Source organism: Hydrogenophaga sp. FW305-3-2-15-A-LB1 (genome assembly GCF_058787875.1).
In genome coordinates this window covers 70,482-91,589 of record NZ_JBYTAE010000005.1, presented here as the reverse complement: position 1 = coordinate 91,589, position 21,108 = coordinate 70,482, and the positions used below count along the sequence as shown (strand labels likewise).

15 protein-coding genes are annotated in these 21,108 nt (G+C 66.6%); 11 read left to right on the top strand and 4 right to left on the bottom strand.

The features are described from left to right. Positions 1-12: 12 nt before the first annotated feature. The 8 genes from lpxA to AC3WPZ_RS02625 all read left to right on the top strand — a co-directional run bounded on the left by lpxA (position 13) and on the right by AC3WPZ_RS02625 (position 9,070). Positions 13-807, top strand: a complete 795-nt coding sequence (gene lpxA / locus AC3WPZ_RS02660) for an acyl-ACP--UDP-N-acetylglucosamine O-acyltransferase (RefSeq protein ID WP_382324395.1) — start codon at positions 13-15, stop codon at positions 805-807. A gap of 7 nt (positions 808-814) precedes the next feature. Beyond that, on the top strand, positions 815-1,960 hold the full coding sequence (gene lpxB, locus AC3WPZ_RS02655; RefSeq protein WP_492437967.1) for a lipid-A-disaccharide synthase: 1,146 nt from the start codon (positions 815-817) through the stop codon (positions 1,958-1,960). After that, positions 1,932-2,579: a ribonuclease HII gene (gene rnhB / locus AC3WPZ_RS02650; protein ID WP_382158471.1), complete on the top strand. Its 648-nt coding sequence runs from the start codon at positions 1,932-1,934 to the stop codon at positions 2,577-2,579. Before lpxB ends, rnhB begins: the two co-directional genes overlap by 29 nt. Next, positions 2,576-3,352 carry a TrmH family RNA methyltransferase gene (locus tag AC3WPZ_RS02645; RefSeq protein ID WP_492437966.1) on the top strand — a complete coding sequence of 259 codons (777 nt, stop codon included), beginning with the start codon at positions 2,576-2,578 and terminating at the stop codon, positions 3,350-3,352. Before rnhB ends, AC3WPZ_RS02645 begins: the two co-directional genes overlap by 4 nt. A gap of 197 nt (positions 3,353-3,549) precedes the next feature. Further along, positions 3,550-4,716 carry a glutamine-hydrolyzing carbamoyl-phosphate synthase small subunit gene (gene carA, locus AC3WPZ_RS02640; RefSeq protein WP_382324401.1) on the top strand — a complete coding sequence of 389 codons (1,167 nt, stop codon included), beginning with the start codon at positions 3,550-3,552 and terminating at the stop codon, positions 4,714-4,716. Between the two features lie 24 nt (positions 4,717-4,740). Beyond that, positions 4,741-7,998, top strand: a complete 3,258-nt coding sequence (gene carB, locus AC3WPZ_RS02635; RefSeq protein WP_291121637.1) for a carbamoyl-phosphate synthase large subunit — start codon at positions 4,741-4,743, stop codon at positions 7,996-7,998. A gap of 148 nt (positions 7,999-8,146) precedes the next feature. Continuing rightward, positions 8,147-8,623, top strand: a complete 477-nt coding sequence (greA, locus tag AC3WPZ_RS02630) for a transcription elongation factor GreA (RefSeq protein WP_382158465.1) — start codon at positions 8,147-8,149, stop codon at positions 8,621-8,623. A 6-nt stretch (positions 8,624-8,629) separates the two neighbouring features. After that, a complete protein-coding gene (locus AC3WPZ_RS02625) occupies positions 8,630-9,070 on the top strand; it encodes a DUF4149 domain-containing protein (RefSeq protein WP_492437963.1) in 441 nt (146 codons plus the stop codon). Between the two features lie 4 nt (positions 9,071-9,074). Here the strand turns inward: AC3WPZ_RS02625 and folD are convergent, their stop codons facing one another. The 3 genes from folD to AC3WPZ_RS02610 form a co-directional block, all read right to left on the bottom strand. Then, positions 9,075-9,926, bottom strand: coding sequence for a bifunctional methylenetetrahydrofolate dehydrogenase/methenyltetrahydrofolate cyclohydrolase FolD (gene folD / locus AC3WPZ_RS02620; RefSeq protein ID WP_444686413.1), 852 nt, complete (start codon positions 9,924-9,926; stop codon positions 9,075-9,077). Positions 9,927-10,013: 87 nt separating this feature from the next. Further along, positions 10,014-10,640, bottom strand: a complete 627-nt coding sequence (locus tag AC3WPZ_RS02615; protein ID WP_291119523.1) for a response regulator transcription factor — start codon at positions 10,638-10,640, stop codon at positions 10,014-10,016. Beyond that, complete coding sequence (locus AC3WPZ_RS02610; protein ID WP_444686414.1) at positions 10,637-13,192, bottom strand: PAS domain-containing sensor histidine kinase; 2,556 nt, start codon at positions 13,190-13,192, stop codon at positions 10,637-10,639. Before AC3WPZ_RS02610 ends, AC3WPZ_RS02615 begins: the two co-directional genes overlap by 4 nt. Positions 13,193-13,408: 216 nt before the next feature. Between AC3WPZ_RS02610 and aceE the strand changes: the two genes are divergently transcribed. The 3 genes from aceE to lpdA are packed head-to-tail and all read left to right on the top strand — an operon-like array spanning position 13,409 to position 19,675. Continuing rightward, a complete protein-coding gene (gene aceE / locus AC3WPZ_RS02605) occupies positions 13,409-16,120 on the top strand; it encodes a pyruvate dehydrogenase (acetyl-transferring), homodimeric type (protein WP_382324405.1) in 2,712 nt (903 codons plus the stop codon). A 15-nt stretch (positions 16,121-16,135) separates the two neighbouring features. Beyond that, positions 16,136-17,821, top strand: coding sequence for a dihydrolipoyllysine-residue acetyltransferase (gene aceF / locus AC3WPZ_RS02600; protein ID WP_492437961.1), 1,686 nt, complete (start codon positions 16,136-16,138; stop codon positions 17,819-17,821). A gap of 12 nt (positions 17,822-17,833) precedes the next feature. Continuing rightward, a complete protein-coding gene (gene lpdA / locus AC3WPZ_RS02595; protein WP_492437959.1) occupies positions 17,834-19,675 on the top strand; it encodes a dihydrolipoyl dehydrogenase in 1,842 nt (613 codons plus the stop codon). Positions 19,676-19,745: 70 nt separating this feature from the next. Here lpdA and AC3WPZ_RS02590 read toward each other — a convergent pair whose 3' ends face one another. Next, positions 19,746-21,098, bottom strand: coding sequence for an alpha/beta hydrolase (locus tag AC3WPZ_RS02590; RefSeq protein WP_492437957.1), 1,353 nt, complete (start codon positions 21,096-21,098; stop codon positions 19,746-19,748). Between the last annotated feature and the right edge of the window lie 10 nt (positions 21,099-21,108).

The window sequence follows — 21,108 nt, the reverse complement described above, 5'->3', positions numbered from 1 at the left end:
AGAGCGCGCCTCGTGTCTCTGATTCATCCCACTGCGCTGGTCGACCCTGCCGCCGAACTCGACAGCTCGGTGAGTGTGGGGCCGTACACCGTGATCGGGCCACACGTGAAGATCGGTGCCGGCACCACGGTCGGCGCCCACTGCGTGATCGAAGGTCACACCACCATCGGCCGCGACAACCGCATCTTCCAGTTCAACTCGCTGGGGGCGATTCCACAGGACAAGAAGTACGCGGGCGAGCCCTGCGAACTGGTCATCGGTGACCGCAACACGATCCGCGAGTTCTGCACCTTCAACATCGGCTCGCCGGGCGACCGTGCGGTGACCCAGGTCGGCAACGACAACTGGATCATGGCCTATGTGCATTTGGCGCACGACTGCGTGGTAGGCAATCACACCATCTTTGCCAACAACTCGCAGCTCGCCGGCCACGTGGTGGTGGATGACTGGGTGATCCTCGGCGGTTTCACCGTGGCGCATCAGTTCGTGCGCATCGGTGCGCATGCCATGACCGCCATGTGCTCGCTGCTGTTTGCCGACTTGCCCCCGTTTGTGATGTGCCAGGGCCAGCCCGCCCAGGCGCGTTCGATGAATTTCGAAGGCCTGCGCCGCCGGGGCTTTTCGCCCGAGCGCATTTCGGCCGTGAAGGCCATGCACAAGGCGTTGTACCGGGACGATCTCAAGCTGGAAGAGGCCGTGGCGCGCATTCACGGGCTGACCGACAAGACGCCCGAGGCGGCGCCCGATGTGGCGATGATGCTGGACTTCCTCGGGCAGGTGTCGCCCCAGCGCGGCATCGTCCGCTGAGGCCTTGATGAATCCGTCCAAGCGTTTTGCCCTCGTGGCGGGCGAGACGTCGGGCGACCTGCTCGCCGGTCTGTTGCTGGGTGGTGTCCGGCAGCGCTGGCCCGATCTTCACTCGTTCGGCATCGGTGGCCCGCAGATGGTGGCGCAGGGCTTCGACCCCTGGTGGCCCAGCGAGAAGCTCGCGGTGCGTGGGTATGTCGAGGTGCTGCGCCATTACCGCGAGATCGTGGGCATCCGTGCCGAGTTGCAGCAGCGCTTGCTGACATCGACGCGCCCCGATGTGTTCATCGGCGTGGACGCACCCGATTTCAATCTGGATCTGGAAGCCAACCTGAAGGCGGGGGGCATTCGCACCGTGCACTTCGTCTGCCCGTCCATCTGGGCCTGGCGCGCGGACCGGGTCGACAAGATCCGGCGCAGCGCCGACCACGTGCTCTGTATTTTTCCGTTCGAGCCCGAGCTGCTGGGGCAGCATGGCATTGCGGCGACCTACGTCGGCCATCCGCTGGCCAATGTGATCCCCATGGAGCCAGACCGCGCGGCAGCGCGCGCCCAATTGGGTCTGCGCGAGGAGGATGCGGTGGTCGCCATCCTGCCGGGCAGTCGTGCGTCGGAGGTGCAGTACCTGGTCGCGCGCTTTTTTGAAGCGGCCGTGCGGCTTCGGCGCGAGCGCCCGGGGATTCGATTCGTGGTGCCGGCGGTGCCAGCGCTGCGCGAGCGGATCGAGGCCGCGGCCCGTGCCGCCGGGCTGGATGGCGCGTTGACGGTGATCCCAGGTCAGTCGCACACCGCGCTGGCCGCCTGCGATGTGACGCTGATCGCCAGCGGCACCGCCACGCTGGAAGCCGCGCTGTTCAAGCGGCCCATGGTGATCGCCTACAACATGAACTGGCTCTCGTGGCAGATCATGCGGCGCAAGCAGCTGCAGCCCTGGGTGGGCCTGCCCAACATCCTGTGTGGCGAATTCGTGGTGCCCGAGCTGCTGCAAGACGCGGCCACACCCCAGGCGCTGTCGCGGGCGGTGCTGGACTGGCTCGACGCACCTGCGAAAATTGCATCACTCCAGCAGCGATTCGCCGAGCTGCACCACACACTGAGACGAGACACCGCCCAACTGGCCACCGATGCGATCGAACAAGTTCTTGAAGGCTGAACAGGCCCCGCTGATCTGGGACGTGCCCGGACTGCTCGCGGGCGTGGACGAGGCCGGGCGCGGCCCCCTGGCCGGGCCGGTGGTGGCCGCCGCCGTGATCCTGGACGACCGCTCGCCCATCAAGGGTCTGGCGGACTCCAAGCAACTGACCGCATTGCGCCGCGAAAAACTGTATGACGAAATCCGCGCCAAGGCGCTGTGCTGCAGTGTGGCGCAGGCCTCGGTGGAGGAGATCGACCAGCTCAACATTCTCCAGGCCACCATGCTGGCCATGCGCCGGGCGGTCATGGGCCTGCGCTTGAAGCCCGCCAAGGTGCTGGTGGACGGCAACCGGCTGCCGACACTGGACGTGCTGGCCGAGGCCATCGTGTCGGGCGATGCGCTGGTGCCGTCGATTTCGGCCGCGTCCATCCTGGCCAAGGTCACGCGTGACCGCCTGTTGTGCGAGCTGCACCTGCAGCACCCCGAGTACGGATTCGACCAGCACAAGGGCTACGGAACGGCGCAACACATGCAGGCCTTGCGGGTGCATGGCGCCCTGGCTGTGCACCGGCGCTCGTTCGCGCCGGTCGCGCGTGCCTTGGTGGTGCCCGCAGCGGACGAGGGCGGTGAGCCATGACGGCATCGCCCCTGGCCATCACTTCGCGCGACAACCCTCTGCTCAAACGCCTGCGCCTGCTGGTGCAGGATGGCACCGCCTACCGAAAGCAAGGCCAGGTCTGGCTGGAGGGGGATCACCTTTGCCGGGCCTTGCTGGCGCGCGGGCAGCGTCCGCTCACCGCGGTGTTCACCGAATCCTTCTGGCCGCAGGCCCCGCACGACCTGCGCGATGCCACCGATCACGTGGTCACCGTGCCCGACGCCCTGATGGCAGGCATCAGCGGGCTGGAGTCGCCCGCCGGCGTGGGCTTTGTCTGGTCCTTGCCGCCCGGCTTGGCGGTGCAGGGCGGCACGGCCACCGTGGTGCTGGACCGCCTGCAGGACGCGGGCAATGTGGGCTCCATCCTGCGCAGCGCCTCGGCTTTCGGTTTTGGTCAGGTGCTGGCCCTCAAGGGCACTGCCGCGCTGTGGTCGCCCAAAGTGGTGCGTGCCGGCATGGGGGCGCATTTCGGGCTGCGCTTGATCGAAGGCCTGGCAGCGGACGATCTCGCGGCGCTGGACGTGCCGATGCTGGTGACCAGTTCCCACCAGGGCGACTGGCTGCATCAGGCCCGGCTGCCGTGGCCCTGCGCCTGGGTCCTGGGTCACGAAGGGCAGGGCGTGGGCGAGGCCCTGATGGCCCGTGCCGGGGCTTTCGTGCGCATTGCCCAGCCCGGCGGAGAAGAGTCGCTCAACGTGGCCGCCGCCGCCGCCATTTGCCTGCACGCCAGCGCAGCCGGATTGGCTTCGTGACCCGTCGGTCGATTGACCGACCCGGGCTATAATTCCACGGTTTACCCGCAATCAGCGCAACCCTGCGCGCCCCGGCTCACCACCCCAGGTTTTTGCTCCGTTTCTGCCCCGGCTCCGGCCGGCGCGAGGCGGGTGCGAGGCCTGCGCGGCACCTGCCGCCGGCGCGAAGACGTTGCCGCCCCACTCTGGAGAATTCCGTGCTTCCCGTCCACCCGAAAGCCCTTCTCGCGCTCGCCGACGGCACGGTCTTTACAGGCGTTTCCATTGGCGCCACCGGTCAGACCACGGGCGAGGTGGTGTTCAACACCTCGCTCACCGGCTACCAGGAAATCCTCACCGATCCCAGCTACTGCCAGCAGATCGTCACGCTGACGTATCCGCACATTGGCAATACCGGCGTCAATGCCGAAGACGTGGAAGCCAGCCGCGTCCACGCCGCTGGCCTGATCATCAAAGACCTGCCTCTGCTGGCCTCCAACTTCCGCAGCAACGAAACGCTCTCGCAGTACCTTCAGCGCGAAGGCACCGTGGCCATCGCCGACCTCGACACCCGGGCGCTCACGCGCCGCCTGCGCACGCATGGCGCGCAGAACGGCTGCATCCTGGCCCTGCCGGCCGGCGAAGCCATCACCGAGGCGCACCGCGCCCAGGCCCTGGCTGCGGCCAAGGCTGCGCCGAACATGGCCGGCACCGACCTTGCCAAGGTGGTCTCGGCCACGGCGCCTTACGCCTGGACGCAGACCGAGTGGCAACTCGGCTTCGGCTATGGCGAGCAGATCGCGCCGCGCTTCCACGTGGTGGCCTACGACTTCGGCGTGAAGTACAACATCCTGCGCATGCTCAGCGAGCGGGGCTGCAAGATCACCGTGGTGCCGGCGCAGACGCCAGCCTCCGACGTGTTCAAGCTCAAGCCCAACGGCGTGTTCCTGTCCAACGGCCCTGGCGACCCGGAGCCTTGCGACTACGCCGTCGCCGCCACGCGCGAGATCATCGAAGCGGGCGTGCCGACCTTCGGCATCTGCCTGGGCCACCAGATCCTGGCGCTGGCCAGTGGGGCCAAGACCTTCAAGATGAAGTTCGGCCACCACGGTGCCAACCACCCGGTGAAGGACCTCGACAACGGCCGCGTGAGCATCACCAGCCAGAACCACGGCTTCGCGGTCGACGAAAAGACCTTGCCCGCCACGCTGCGCGCCACGCACGTGAGCCTGTTCGACGGCACGCTGCAAGGCCTGGCACGCACCGACCAGCCGGCCTTCTGCTTTCAGGGCCACCCCGAGGCATCGCCCGGCCCGCACGACATCGGTTACCTGTTCGACCGTTTCATCGACCTGATGCAGGCCCGCGTGCCCGCCACCGCCTGAGCCGGCGCACATCCCCAGCGAACCATGCCCAAAAGAACCGACATTCAAACCGTCCTCATCATCGGCGCCGGCCCGATCATCATCGGCCAGGCCTGTGAGTTCGACTACTCTGGCGTGCAGGCCTGCAAGGCCCTGCGCGAAGAGGGCTACCGGGTCGTGCTGATCAACAGCAACCCCGCGACCATCATGACCGACCCGGCCACGGCCGACGTCACCTACATCGAGCCCATCACCTGGCAGACGGTCGAGAAGATCATCGCCAAGGAGCGCCCGCTGGCCCAGGGTGGCTTCGCCATCTTGCCGACCATGGGCGGTCAGACCGCGCTGAACTGCGCGCTCGACCTCTGGCGCAACGGCGTGCTCGCCAAATACGACGTGGAGCTGATCGGCGCCACGCCCGAGGCCATCGACAAGGCCGAAGACCGCCTGAAGTTCAAGGACGCCATGACCAAGATCGGTCTGGGGTCGGCGCGCTCGGGCATCGCGCACAGCATGGAAGAGGCGTGGGGCGTGCAGAAGACCGTCGGCTTCCCGGTGGTGATCCGCCCCAGCTTCACACTCGGCGGCACCGGTGGCGGCATTGCCTACAACCCGGAAGAGTTCGAGACCATCTGCAAGCGCGGCCTGGAAGCCTCGCCCACCAACGAACTGCTGATCGAAGAGTCGCTGCTCGGCTGGAAAGAGTACGAGATGGAAGTGGTGCGCGACAAGGCGGACAACTGCATCATCGTCTGCTCGATCGAGAACCTGGACCCCATGGGTGTGCACACCGGTGATTCGATCACCGTGGCGCCTGCCCAGACGCTGACCGACAAGGAATACCAGATCCTGCGCAACGCTTCGCTGGCCGTGCTGCGCGAGATCGGCGTGGACACCGGTGGCTCCAACGTGCAGTTCTCCATCAACCCGAAGGACGGCCGCATGGTCGTCATCGAGATGAACCCGCGCGTCTCGCGGTCTTCGGCGCTGGCGTCCAAGGCCACCGGCTTCCCGATCGCCAAGGTGGCCGCCAAGCTGGCCATCGGCTACACGCTGGACGAACTGCGCAACGAGATCACGGGCGGCGCCACGCCCGCGAGCTTCGAGCCCAGCATCGACTACGTGGTCACCAAGATCCCACGTTTCGCGTTCGAGAAATTCCCCACCGCCGACAGCCGCCTGACCACGCAGATGAAGAGCGTGGGCGAGGTCATGGCCATGGGCCGCACCTTCCAGGAGTCGTTCCAGAAAGCCCTGCGCGGCCTGGAAGTGGGAGTGGACGGCATGAACGAGAAGACGCAGGACCGCGAGACGCTGGAACGCGAACTCGGCGAACCCGGTCCGGACCGCATCTGGTACGTGGGCGACGCGTTCGCCGCCGGCTGGACGCTGGAGGAGGTGCACCAGTTCACCAAGATCGACCCCTGGTTCCTGGTGCAGATCGAGGAGATCGTGAAGATCGAGCTCGCGCTGGAAAAGACCAGCCTCGACGCGATCGACGCCGACACGCTGCGTGGCCTGAAGAAGAAGGGCTTCTCCGACCGCCGCCTGGCCAAGCTGCTCAAGACCAACGACCAGGCCGTGCGCGAGCGCCGCATCGCCGAGAACATCCGCCCGGTCTACAAGCGCGTGGACACCTGCGCGGCCGAATTCGCGACCGACACCGCCTACCTGTACTCCACCTACGAAGGCCATGGCGACGGTGAGTGCGAGGCCGAGCCGACCAATAAGAAGAAGATCATGGTGCTGGGTGGCGGTCCCAACCGCATCGGCCAGGGCATCGAGTTCGACTACTGCTGCGTGCACGCCGCGCTCGCCATGCGCGAGGACGGCTACGAGACCATCATGGTCAACTGCAACCCCGAGACCGTGTCGACCGACTACGACACCAGCGACCGCCTGTACTTCGAACCCCTCACGCTGGAAGACGTGCTGGAGATCGTGGACAAGGAGAAGCCGGTGGGCGTGATCGTGCAGTACGGCGGCCAGACGCCGCTCAAGCTCGCGCTGGGCCTGGAGGCCGCGGGAGTGCCCATCATCGGCACCAGCCCGGACATGATCGACGCGGCCGAAGACCGCGAGCGCTTCCAGCAGCTGCTGCACACCCTGGGCCTGCGCCAGCCGCCCAACGCCACCGCCCGCGCCGAACCGGAGGCGCTGGAGAAGGCGGCTGCCCTGGGCTACCCGCTGGTGGTGCGCCCGAGCTATGTGCTCGGTGGCCGCGCCATGGAGATCGTGCACGAGCAGCGCGACCTCGAGCGCTACATGCGCGAGGCCGTCAAGGTCAGCAACGATTCGCCCGTGCTGCTGGACCGCTTCCTGAACGATGCCATCGAGTGCGACGTGGACGCGGTGCGCGATGCCACCGGCCGCGTCTTCATCGGCGGCGTCATGGAACACATCGAACAGGCCGGTGTGCACAGCGGTGACTCCGCCTGCTCGCTGCCGCCGTACTACCTGAGCAAGGCGACGGTCGATGAGCTCAAGCGCCAGACCGCCGCCATGGCCGAAGGCCTGAACGTGGTCGGCCTGATGAACGTGCAGTTCGCGATCCAGGAGGTGGAAGAGAACGGCGTGAAGAAGGACGTGATCTTCGTGCTCGAAGTGAACCCGCGTGCCTCGCGCACCGTGCCCTTCGTGTCCAAGGCCACGGGCATCCAGCTGGCCAAGGTGGCAGCGCGCTGCATGGCCGGCCAGTCGCTCGACCAGCAGGGCATCGGCGCCGAAGTGACGCCGCCGTATTTCAGCGTCAAGGAAGCGGTGTTCCCGTTCGTGAAGTTCCCCGGTGTGGACACCATCCTCGGCCCCGAGATGAAATCCACCGGCGAGGTGATGGGCGTGGGCAAGACCTTTGGCGAGGCCTTCGTGAAGAGCCAGCTCGGCGCCGGCACCAAGCTGCCGACCTCGGGCAAGGTCTTCCTGACCGTGAAGAACAGCGACAAGCCGCGCGCGGTGGAGATCGCGCGCCAGCTCGTCGAGATGGGCTTCTCGCTGGTCGCCACGCGCGGCACGGCGGCGGCCATCGCCGCCGCTGGGGTCGCGGTGCAGACGGTGAACAAGGTCACCGAGGGCCGCCCTCACATCGTCGACGCGATCAAGAACGGCGACATCGTGCTCGTCATCAACACCGTGGAAGAGCGCCGCAATGCCATCGCCGACTCGCGGGCCATCCGCACCTCGGCCTTGCTGGCGCGCGTGACCACGTTCACCACCATCGCTGGCGCTGAAGCCGCGGTGGAGGGCATGCAGTACCTGGACAAGCTGGGTGTGATCTCGGTGCAGGAGATGCACGCGCAACTCTGAGGCTGGCCCGCGCATCGACTCGGCCGATGCGTGTGGACACCGCTTTCTTTCGCGGCATAATGCCCTTTCATGAACACCGCCGAGCGGCAACGCCCGGCGGTTTGCTTTTGTGCCGGCGCAGAGCCGGAAGCAGTAGGAGAACATCACAGTGGCCACCATTCCGATCACCAAACGCGGCGCCGAAAAACTCAAGGAAGAGTTGCAGCGCTTGAAAACCGTGGACCGCCCCTGGGTGATCAATGCGATCGCCGAGGCGCGCGCGCAGGGGGACCTGAGCGAGAACGCCGAGTACGACGCCGCGAAAGACCGCCAAGGCTTCATCGAAGGCCGCATCGCCGAAATCGAAGGCAAGCTCTCGGCCGCGCAGATCATCGACCCGGCCGCACTCGATGCGGGCGGCCGTGTGGTGTTCGGCGCCACGGTGGAGCTGGAAGACGAAGACAGCGGCGCGGCCGTGACCTACCAGATCGTGGGCGAGGACGAGGCCGATCTCAAGCTGGGCCTGGTGAACATCAGCAGCCCGATCGCGCGCGCGCTGATCGGCAAAGAAGAGGGCGATGTGGCCGAAGTGCAGGCGCCGGGTGGCACCAAGCGCTTCGAAATCGTCGCGGTGCGTTACGCCTGATAGGCCATGCCACTGCACCGTGTATCCATCTTCATCGCCGCGCTGTGGTGGGGTGGCATCACGGCGCTGAGTTTTCTCGCGGTGCCGACGCTGTTCGCCCAATTGGGCAATCCCGCCATGGCGGGGCCGGTCGCCGCCAAGCTCTTTTCCCTGCAGTGTTACGCGGGCCTGTTGCTGGGCCTGGCGCTGCTGGTGATGTTGCGGCGCGGCAATGAGCAGGGTGGCCCGCCCAATGGCGCCACCATGACCACGCTGGGCATCGTGGTGTTGGGCATGTTGCTGGCGCTGCTGCAGGAGTTCGGTGTGGCGCAGAACATCGTCACCGCGCGCGCCAGCGGCGGCAACCTGCGTCTGTGGCATGGCGTGGGCACCGCCATGGTGCTGGGCCAGTGGCTGTGTGCTGGTGCCGTGCTCTGGCGCTTGAGCCGGGCATCGCCGGCTCGCTGAGGCCTCAGGCCGCCAGACGCTCGGCCGACTCCAGCGTATTGACCATCAGCATGGTGATGGTCATGGGGCCCACCCCGCCGGGCACGGGCGTGATCCAGCTGGCCACTTCCTTCACGCCGTCGAAATCCACGTCACCGCAGAGCTTGCCTTCGTCGTTGCGGTTCATGCCCACGTCGAGCACGACGGCGCCGGGTTTGACCATGTCGGCCGTGAGCACATTGCGCTTGCCCACGGCCGCCACGATCACGTCGGCCTGCAGGGTCAGGGCTTTCAGGTCCTTGGTGCCGCTGTGGCAGATGGTCACGGTGGCGTTCTGTTGCAGCAGCATCAGGGCCATCGGTTTGCCCACGATGTTGCTGCGCCCGATCACCACCGCGTGCTTGCCCTTGAGCTCGCAGCTGATGCTCTCCAGCATCTTCATGCAGCCATAGGGCGTGCAGGGCCAGAAGCCGGGCATGCCGGTCATCAGAGCGCCCGCGCTGGCGATGTGGAAGCCGTCCACGTCCTTGGCCGGAGAGATCGCTTCAATCACCTTCTGGGCGTCGATGTGGGCGGGCAGGGGCAGCTGGACCAGGATGCCGTGAACCGTCGCGTCGTGGTTGAGCGCATCGACCCGCGCCAGCAACTCCGCTTCGCTGAGGGTGGCGGGCCAGCGCTCCAGCACCGAGTGCATGCCGGTGTCTTCGCAGGCCTTGACCTTGTTGCGCACATAGACCTGGGAGGCCGGGTTCTCGCCGACCAGGATCACGGCCAGGCCCGGCGTGATGCCTTTGGCCTTGAGGGCGGTGACGCGGGCGCTGACGTCGGCGCGCAGTTGGCGGGAGAGGGCATTGCCGTCGATGAGTTGGGCGGTCATGGCTGGAGAGTGTCTACGGTTGAAATGCAAACGCCCGCCGGGAGAGCGGCGGGCGTTAGGGGGAATGGGTGTGGCTGATGAAGGGGTTCAGGCCTTGGCCGGGGTCTGCCCCAGCGCGATCTTGAGCAGGTCGGCCACGGTGTTGGCGCCGAGCTTTTCCATGATGTTGGCGCGGTGCGCCTCCACCGTCTTGATGCTGATGCCCAGGTCGTCGGCGATCTGCTTGTTCAGCCGGCCGGCGACGATGCGTTCGAGCACCTGCGCCTCGCGGCTGGTGAGCTTGGAGAGCAGGGCATCGCGGCTGACCGCCTGCTGGTGGGTGGCGAAGGCTTCGCGCGCGTGTTCGAGCATGCGCTCGACCAGGGCCACGAGCTGGTCTTCCTTGAAGGGTTTCTGGATGAAGTCGAGCGCGCCGCGCTTCATCGATTCCACCGCCATGGGCACATCGCCGTGGCCGGTGATGAAGACGATGGGCAGGGGCGACTGGCGCTCGATCAGGCGTTCCTGCAGTTCCATGCCGGTCATGCCGCCCATGCGGATGTCGGCGATCAGGCAGGCCACTTCGCGTGCGTCGTAGCGGCTCAGAAAGGCTTCGGCCGATTCGAAACATCGGACCCGGAAGTCCTTGCCTTCGAGCAGCCATTGCAGAGAGTCGCGCACCGCCTCGTCGTCATCGACCACGTAGACGCTGCCTTTTTTGGGGATCAAACTCATCTCGCTCTTTCAGTGTCCGTCAGCGGCTCTGTGGCGGGCCCGGCCGCGGCGCTGAGATTCTGCAGCCGAGAGATCACGGGGATCCAGAAGCTGAAGCAGCAGCCCACCACCTCTTCACCATTGTAGATGTTCTGAACCTGCATCCGGCCGTGGTGCGATTCGACGATGCTGCGGCACAGTTTGAGGCCGATGCCCATGCCTTCGCTCTTGGTGCTGTAGAAGGCTTCGTAGATGCGCTCGATCATTTCGTCGGGCACGCCATTGCCCGAGTCGCGCACCGAGAACTCCACCACGTCCACGTCGTCCAGGCGGCGTGGCCCGACGCGCAGCTCCACATAGCGTTCGCCCGGTGCGCGCCCCGCTTGGGCGATGGCTTCGCCCGCGTTCTTGAGGAGATTGATCAACACCTGCTCAATCAGGATGGGATCGACCATGAGATTCGGCAAGCGCGCGGCCACGTAGGGTGAGAGGCGCACCTGATGCCGGCGCAACTCGATGTCGGCGAGTTCGATCGCGTTGCTCACCATCTGTGCCACGTCGGACAGCGTGGGATTGGGTTCGCTGCGCTTCACGAAGGCCCGGATGCGCTGGATGATCTGCCCCGCGCGCTGGGCCTGGCGTGAGGTCTTCTCCAGCGCGCCCAGCAACTCGTCGGTGGTGATGCGCTGCTCGGTCACGCGCGAGATCATGCCGTTGCAATAGTTGGTGATCGCGGTCAGCGGCTGGTTGAGTTCGTGCGCCACGCTCGATGCCATCTCTCCCATGGTGATCAGGCGGCTCGCGGTCTGCGCGCGCTCGGCCTGGCGAGAGGCTTGTTCTTCCGCGTAGCGGCGGGGCGTGATGTCGCTGGCGATCACCATCTGGGCGAGCCGGCCGTCGACCCAGGTGAGGTAACGCGTGCGCACCTCCAGCCAGCGGTCCAGTTCTTCCACGAACACTTCCGCGTTCTCCGCGCCAGCGTCGGTCAGCGTTTCGGTGGGCATGCCGGCGAAGGCGTCCACGGCGTCACCGTCGTCGGGGCTGGGGGAGGGCTGGTTGCCGGCCAGATCAACCAGGTGGCGGTGCCCCTGGCCGCGGGTACCGAACCACAGGCGGTACATCTTGTTGGCGAACAGCATCTCGTCGCTGCCCAGGGGCGCGACCGAGACCGCGGAGTCCAAAGACTCCAGCACCGTGGTGAAGCGTTCATAGGAGGCCGAAAGCTCCTCCCGGATGCGCTTGGGCTCGGTGATGTCGGTCATGGACGTCATCCAGCCGGTCTGGTGACCCTTGGGGTCGATCAGGGGCGAGACGTACATGCGCGCGTCGAAGATGCTGCCGTCGCGGCGCTTCACATGCACCTCGAAGCCACCGGGCGTGGAGCGGCCACGCAGCTCGTCTTCCAGGCGCGCGGCGAGTTGATCATGTTCCTCTTCCGGCCAGTAGGGGAAGGGCGCGGTGCGGCCGACAAGCTCGCCTTCGGTCCAGCCGGTCATCGAGCAGAAGGCCGGGTTGACGTAGGTGATGCGCCCCTGCATATCGAGGGCGCGCATGCCGGTGAGCATGGAGTTTTCCATCGCGCGGCGGAAGTTGGTCTCGGCCACCAGCGCCTGCTGCGCCTGCACGCGGCGGCGGGTGTGGCGCCAGGTGCCGAGCAGCATCCAGACCGTGAGCGCGGAGAGTGCGCCAATGACCCAGAAGAAACCACTGCCCACGATGTCCTGCGAGGTGCGGTAGCCCTGGGCTTTCAGGATCAGGCCGTTGCCCACCGGCGAGACGGGCACCTCGTGCTCCAGCGGCGGGTTGGACCACGGCAGCAGGCGCAGCACGCTGGTGGGTGTCTGCAGGCTGCCGGCCAGCACGCGGCCGCGGTCGTCCACCAAGGCCACGGCATAGCGGGCCATGATTTCCGGCGGGATGCCGAAACGCATCAGCCCGTCGACCGAGTACTCGCCCATGATGGTGCCGGAGAAGCGGCCTTGCTCGCTCAGCGGCACGTGCAGCATCAGCGTGGAATTGCGCGCGTCCTCGCCCAGCGGGCGCGAGTAGATGGGTTGGCGCAGGTCCCGGGCCAGGTCGAAGGAGCCGTCGGTTTCGCCGGCCGAGAGCACCGTGCCCACGGGGCGCACCAGCGCCGCAGGCGCGCTGGGCGAGGCGTAGGTGGCCAGCACGTTGCGACGGCCATCGATCCAGCTGATGGCCAGCATCTCGGGGAACTGGCTCACCAGGGATTCGACCTGGAACTCGAACTCCTCGCTCTCGATCTCCTTGTTGCCTACTTCACGGGCCAGTCGCATGAGCTGCTCCTGCCGTTCGAGCAGGCGCAGGCGCAGGCGCTGCTGGGCGTACTCCACGTCGCGCGTGACGGCCTCCTGTTCGCGTTCGAGTTCCTCGTAACGCAGGTAGGTGATGGCGACCACGATGGCCGAGAGGAACAGGAGCACGGCCAGCAAGGGGCCGAGGGTGGCGAAGCGATCCTGGCGGGACGGCGGCAGGCGGCGCCACCAGCGCTTCCACCAGACGGCCTGGGCAGGCGGGCTGTTGGGTGGCGTGGTTTGGGGCAGGGGAATCATGAACCCGAGAGTCTACGTGAGTGGGTGCTCCACGCCCTTCGGAGGGGCTGGAGAAACGCGTGTTTTGTCGCGCCCAAGGCCTGTCTCGTCAACCGTTTAAATTTTCACAATATAAAAACATAAAGCATATGTTGAAAATGAAAAGCTTTTGTGGAAAAATCAGTGACAGTGCGGATGGACCTCCGTAAGCTCGATTCAAACCAACAGGAGACAACAATGTCAGCGAATGACGCTCTCAATGCCCGTGGTGCCGCCGATGCGGATTCCCAGGAAACCCGTGAGTGGATGGAGGCGCTGGCCGCCGTCATCGAACGTGAGGGCCCCGAGCGCGCGCACTTCCTGCTCGAACAGCTGCTGGAAGAAGCCCGTCAGCACAGCATCGACCTGCCGTTCTCGGCCACCACCGGTTACGTCAACACCATCGAGCCCAACCAGGAAGAGCGCTGCCCGGGCAACATCGAGATCGAAGAACGCCTGCGCGCCTACATGCGCTGGAACGCCATGGCCATGGTGGTCAAGGCCAACCGCCACAACCCCGAGGACGGAGGCGACCTGGGCGGTCACATTGGTTCGTTCGCCTCGCTGGCCCACATGTTCGGCGCCGGCTTCAACCACTTCTGGCATGCCGAGAGCGAGAACCACGGCGGCGATTGCCTCTACATCCAGGGGCACGTGTCCCCCGGTGTGTATGCCCGCGCCTACCTGGAAGGTCGCCTGACCGAAGAGCAGTTGCTCAACTTCCGCCAGGAAGTCAACGGCAAGGGGCTGTCGAGCTACCCGCACCCCAAGCTCATGCCCGAGTTCTGGCAGTTCCCCACGGTGTCCATGGGCCTGGGCCCGCTGATGGCGATCTACCAGGCGCGTTTCCTGAAGTACCTGCATGCCCGTGGCATCGCCAACACCGAGAACCGCAAGGTATGGGTGTTCTGCGGCGACGGCGAGATGGACGAAGTCGAGTCGCTGGGCGCCATCAGCCTGGCCGCCCGTGAAAACCTGGACAACCTGATCTTCGTGGTGAACTGCAACCTGCAGCGCCTGGACGGCCCGGTGCGCGGCAATGGCAAGATCATCCAGGAGCTCGAAGGCGAGTTCCGCGGCTCCGGCTGGAACGTGATCAAGCTGCTGTGGGGCAGCGAGTGGGACTCGCTGCTGGCGCGCGACAAGGACGGCGCGCTGCGCAAGATCATGATGGACACGGTCGACGGCGACTACCAGTCGTTCAAGGCCAACGACGGCGCCTATGTGCGCAAGCATTTCTTCGGCCGCGATCCCAAGACGCTGGAGATGGTCGCCCACCTGAGCGACAACGACATCTGGAACCTCAAGCGTGGCGGCCACGACCCCCAGAAGGTCTATGCGGCCTATCACAAGGCGGTCAACCACAAGGGCCAGCCCACCGTGCTGCTGATCAAGACCGTCAAGGGTTTTGGCATGGGCAAGGCGGGCGAGGGCAAGAACACGGTCCACCAGACCAAGAAGCTCACGGACGAGGACATCAAGATCTTCCGCGACCGCTTCAACCTGCCGATCCCGGACAGCGAACTCTCCAAGATCCCGTTCTACAAGCCGGCCGAAGACACGCCGGAAATGAAGTACCTGCACGAGCGCCGCCAGGCCCTGGGCGGCTACCTGCCCAAGCGCCGCGTGAAGGCCGACGAAAGCTTCACCGTGCCTTCGCTCGACACCTTCAAGGCCGTGCTCGACCCGACGGCCGAAGGCCGCGAGATCTCGACCACGCAGGCCTACGTGCGTTTCCTCACCCAGCTGCTGCGCGACCAGGCCCTGGGCCCGCGCGTCGTGCCCATCCTGGTGGATGAAGCCCGCACTTTCGGCATGGAAGGCCTGTTCCGTCAGGTCGGCATCTACAACCCGCACGGTCAGCAGTACACCCCGGTCGACAAGGACCAGGTGATGTACTACAAGGAAGACAAGGCCGGCCAGATCCTGCAGGAAGGCATCAACGAAGCCGGCGGCATGAGCAGCTGGATCGCGGCGGCCACGAGCTACAGCACGAGCAACCGCATCATGGTGCCGTTCTACGTGTACTACTCCATGTTCGGCTTCCAGCGCATCGGCGACCTCGCCTGGGCGGCGGGCGACATGCAGGCGCGTGGCTTCCTGCTGGGCGGCACCTCGGGCCGCACCACGCTCAACGGCGAAGGCCTGCAGCACGAAGACGGCCACAGCCACATCCTGGCCGGCACGATCCCGAACTGCATCAGCTACGACCCGACCTTCGCGCACGAAGTGGCGGTGATCCTGCACCACGGCTTGAAGCGCATGGTGGAGAAGCAGGACAACGTCTTCTACTACCTGACGCTGCTCAACGAGAACTACCCCATGCCCGGCCTGCAGCCCGGCACGGAGGAGCAGATCATCAAGGGCATGTACTACTGCAAGCAGGCGCCGGCCCTCAAGAAGGACGCGCCCAGTGTGCAACTGCTGGGCAGCGGCACCATCCTGCGCGAAAGCATCGCCGCGCAGGAACTGCTGGAGAAGGACTGGGGCGTGAGCGCTGGTGTGTGGAGCTGCCCGAGCTTCAACGAACTGGCCCGCGACGGCCAGGACGCCGACCGCTGGAACCTGCTGCACCCGGCCGAAACGCCGCGCGTGCCCTTCGTGGCGCAGCAGCTGAGCGCCACCACCGGCCCGGTGATCGCGTCCACCGACTACATGAAGAACTACGCGGAGCAGATCCGCCCCTTCATTCCCAAGGAGCGCACGTACAAGGTGCTGGGCACGGACGGTTTCGGCCGCAGCGATTTCCGCAGCAAGCTGCGCGAGCACTTCGAGATCAACCGCCACTACATCGTGGTCGCCGCGCTCAAGGCCTTGAGCGAAGAGGGCAAGCTGCCGGTGGCCAAGGTGGCCGAGGCGATCAAGAAGTACGGCATCAACGCCGACAAAGTGAACCCGCTGTACGCGTAATCCGGAGACAAGAACATGGCACTGATTGATGTGAAGGTCCCGGACATCGGGGACTTTGATGAAGTGGCGGTCATCGAACTGCTGGTGAAGGTGGGTGACACGGTCAAGGCCGAGCAGTCGCTGATCACGGTCGAGTCCGACAAGGCCTCGATGGAGATCCCTTCCAGCACGGCCGGCGTGGTCAAGGAACTCAAGGTCGCGCTGGGCGACAAGGTCAAGCAGGGTTCGGTGGTGCTGGTGCTGGAGGCGGCGGGAGAGGCCGCAGCCGCTTCGGCCCCGGCGGCGGCCGCACCGGCTGCAGCCGCTGCACCGGCCTCGGCCTCGGCCCCTGCGGCACCGGCTGCCGCGCCTGCGGCGGCGCCCGCTGCGGCCGCCGGCCCGGTGGAGGTGCGTGTGCCCGACATCGGCGACTTCAAGGACGTCGCGGTGATCGAGGTGCTGGTCAAGCCCGGCGACAAGATCTCGGTGGAGCAGAGCCTGATCACGGTCGAGTCCGACAAGGCCTCGATGGAAATCCCGTCCTCGGCCGCTGGCGTGCTCAAGGAGCTCAAGGTCAAGATCGGCGACACCGTGAACATCGGTGACCTGCTGGCGATTCTGGAAGGCGCCGCTGCCGCCGCCCCGGCCGCAGCGCCGGCGCCCGCCGCCGCACCGACGGCCGCGCCCGCGGCACCTGCTGCCGCTGCGGCAGCACCCCAGGCCGCCACGGCATCGGCGCCCGCCGCTGCCGCGCCGGCCCACAACCCCACCGCCACGGCGCCGCTGGGCCTGCCCCACGCCTCGCCCTCGGTGCGCAAGTTCGCCCGTGAACTCGGTGTGCCGCTGGAAGAGGTCAAGGGCAGCGGTCCCAAGGGCCGCATCGTGCTGGACGACGTGCAAGGCTTCACCAAGGCCGTGATGGCCGGCGCCATGCAGACCAAGGCGCAGGCGGCCAAGGCCCCGGCCGGCGGTGGTGGCGACGGCGCGGGCCTGGGCCTGATCCCCTGGCCCAAGGTCGACTTCGCCAAGTTCGGCCCGATCGAGCGCAAGGAGATGGGCCGCATCAAGAAGATCAGTGGTGCCAACCTGCTGCGCAACGCGGTCATGATCCCGGCGGTCACCAACCACGACGACGCCGACATCACCGACCTCGAAGCCTTCCGCGTGTCCACCAACAAGGAAAACGAGAAGAGCGGCGTGAAAGTCACCATGCTCGCCTTCCTGATCAAGGCCTGCGTGGCCGCGCTCAAGAAATTCCCCGAGTTCAACAGCTCGATCGACGGCGATGCCCTGATCTACAAGCAGTTCTGGCACATCGGCTTCGCGGCCGACACGCCCAACGGCCTGATGGTCCCGGTGATCAAGGACGCCGACAAGAAGGGCGTGCTGCAGATCAGCCAGGAAATGGGCGAACTTGCCAAGAAGGCGCGCGAGGGCAAGCTGAGCCCGGCCGAGATGAGCGGGGCGACCTTCACCATCTCCAGCCTGGGTGGCATTGGCGGGCGTTATTTCACGCCCATCATCAACGCGCCCGAAGTGGCCATCCTCGGCGTGTGCAAGAGCACCATGGAGCCGGTGTGGGACGGCAAGGCCTTCCAGCCGCGTCTGATGCTGCCGCTCTCGCTGACCTGGGACCACCGCGTGATCGACGGCGCCGCCGCCGCCCGCTTCAACGTGTACCTCGGCCAGATCCTCAGCGACTTCCGTCGCGTGTTGCTGTAAAGGACCACGCAGATGGCACTGATCGACATTCAAGTTCCCGACATCGGCGACTTCGACGAAGTGGCGGTGATCGAGTTGCTGGTCAAGCCCGGCGACACGGTCAAGGCCGAACAAAGCCTGATCACGGTCGAGTCCGACAAGGCCTCGATGGAGATTCCGTCTCCCCAGGCGGGCGTGGTCAAGGAGCTCAAGGTCAAGCTGGGCGACAAGGTCAAGCAGGGCAGCGTGGTGCTGACGCTGGAAGCCGCGGGTGAGGCCGCCGCCGCGCCCGCCGCCAGCGCACCGGCACCCGCGCCACAAGCGGCACCCGCCGCGGCGCCGGCTGCGGCCCCGGTGGCTGCGCCGACCGCCGCCAGCTTCGGCGGCAGCGCCGATCTCGAGTGCGACGTGGTCGTGCTCGGCGGTGGTCCTGGCGGCTACAGCGCGGCCTTCCGCGCGGCCGACCTGGGCCTGAAGGTCGTCATCGTCGAGCGCTACGCCACCCTGGGTGGCGTGTGCCTGAACGTGGGCTGCATTCCTTCCAAGGCGCTGCTGCACGTGGCGGCGGTGATGGACGAGGTCAGCCACATGGCGGCGCTGGGCGTGGAGTTCGGCCGCCCGGTGGTCAACATCGAGAAGCTGCGCGGCCACAAGGAAAAGGTGATCGGCAAGCTCACCGGTGGCCTGGCCGCCATGGCCAAGATGCGCAAGGTCACGACCGTTCGCGGTGTCGGTTCCTTCGTGGGCGCCAACCACCTGGAAGTGGAAGAGACCACGGGGGCCACCGGCCAGGAGAAGACGGGCAAGAAGCAGGTGATCGGCTTCAAGAAGGCCATCATCGCCGCCGGTTCGCAGGCCGTGCGCCTGCCCTTCATGCCGGACGATCCGCGCGTGGTGGACAGCACCGGTGCGCTCGCGCTCAAGGAAGTGCCCAAGCGCATGCTGATCCTGGGCGGCGGCATCATCGGCCTGGAAATGGGCACGGTTTACAGCACCCTGGGCGCTCGCCTGGACGTGGTGGAGATGCTCGACGGCCTGATGCAGGGCGCCGACCGCGACCTGGTGAAGATCTGGCAGAAGATGAATGCGCCGCGCTTCGACAACATCATGCTCAAGACCAAGACGGTGTCGGCCAAGGCCACGCCGGCCGGCATCGAGGTGACGTTCGAGAGCACTGAGCCGGGTGGCACGGCGCCCGCACCGCAGACCTACGACCTGGTGCTGCAGGCCGTGGGCCGCACGCCCAACGGCAAGAAGATCGGCGCCGAGAAGGCCGGTGTGGCGGTGACGGATCGCGGCTTCATCAACGTCGACATCCAGATGCGCACCAACGTGCCCAACATCTTCGCCATTGGCGACATCGTGGGCCAGCCCATGCTGGCGCACAAGGCGGTGCATGAGGCGCACGTGGCGGCCGAGGTGATCGCGGGTGAACTGCAGGGCAACAAGGAACTGGCCAGCGCGGCGTTCAACGCGCGCGTCATTCCGAGCGTGGCCTACACCGACCCCGAGGTGGCCTGGGTGGGCCTGACCGAGGACCAGGCCAAGGCGCAGGGCATCAAGGTCAAGAAGGGCCTGTTCCCCTGGACGGCCTCGGGCCGCGCCATCGCCAATGGCCGCGACGAAGGCGTGACCAAGCTGTTGTTCGACGACTCGCCCGAGGCCCATGGCCACGGCAAGATCCTGGGCGGCGGCATGGTGGGCACGCATGCAGGCGACATGATCGGCGAGATCGCCCTCGCCATCGAGATGGGCGCGGACGCGGTGGACATCGGCAAGACCATCCACCCCCACCCCACGCTGGGTGAGAGCATCGGCATGGCGGCCGAGATCGCCCACGGCTCCTGCACGGACGTGCCGCCGCAGCGCAAGTAAGCGCCGGGACGCCGGCCAAAGAAGAAGCCGCCAGCCCTCACGGGTCGGCGGCTTTTTTCATGGGCCGCGTTCAGCGAGCCGGGACGCGGCTGGCCAGCGGCGCGCTCCGGTAGTCGGGCAGCAGCTTGCAGGTGTCGCCATACGCGGCCTCGTAGCCCTTGCAGAGTGTGGCCACCGTCTGGGGCGTGGGCTTCTCGTTCTTGTCGATCCAGTTGAGCAGCGCGGTGAACAGCGCGGGGTACTGCGGATCGCTCAGGTAGCTGTGCTCGGACTCGTCGCTGAAGGTCTGCACCAGCAGGTTGCCCTTGCCCGCGCGATCCAGTGTCTCGCGGTAGGCGGAAGAGAGTTCGACGAACGCGGTCGGGTCGTTGACGGCGTGCAGCGAGAGCACGGGCATGTTGATCCGGCCTTCGGGGTCGCTGTCCTTCGCCAGCTCGGCCACGGCCGCCGGGTCGGCGGTGTAGCGCAGCACGCCCGCGTTCAGGGCCGCGTCGTCCGTGGAGCCGGTGTACCGCACGTTGGCGTTGTTGAACGGGTTGCGGTTGCCCAGGCGCAGCTGCGTCAGATCGCGGAACAGCCAGGTCGCCCAGTTGAGGTGGGCGATCAGCGAGCGCTCGGGGATCTTGATGACGTTGACGATGTTGGCCAGGTTGGTCTTCTGCTGTTCGGTGCGTTGCGCGGCGGGTTTGCGCACGCCGGTGCATTCGTCCACGCGGTTGGCCAGTTCGGCGCGCGTGAGCTTGGCGTCCATGGGCAGGCCCTGCCACAGCGCGTACTGGGGCTCGTCTGCCTTCGGGTGGTTCTTGCACACGTACTGGTAGACCACGCGCAAGTCGATCCGGAAGTCGTAAGCGCGGGTGCCGCCGCCCAGCATGCCGCTGGTGAGCAGCATGCCGTCGTAAGGGCCTTTGACGGGTCCGTTGGGGCCGTCCACCATGGCGTACAGCTCGGCGCCCTTGGCGGCGACCGAGCCGCCGTAGCTTTGCCCGTGCAAGATGGTGCGGCGGGGCGGGCCGAAATGCTTCACGAAGACGCGGCGCACGCGCTCGGTGTCCTCGGCCGCCATGCTCACGCCAAAGCCGCCCCGGCGGTAGGTGGCGCCCGCCCAGGCGTGGCCGGCCTTGACGGTCACGGCCCAGCGTTTGAGGTCTTCCTCGCCGCGCGCCAGCGTGGCCGGGCCGGTGTCGGCGGGGCCGCCATGGGCATGCACCACGAGCACGCCGGTCTCAGGTTTCCACCCGGCGGGCAGGGCGATCCAGTAGAAGCCGCCCAGCCCGTCCTCGCCGGTGTGGCAGGTGGCACCGGCCGGCACTTCGGCGGGGCAGGCGCGGGGCTGAGGGTCGGTGGGCACCTGGGCGATGGCGCCGCCGCTGTGGCCGGCGAGGGCCGCCAGCGCCAGCAGCGCGATGGGGCGAAGGGGCATGAAAGGTCTC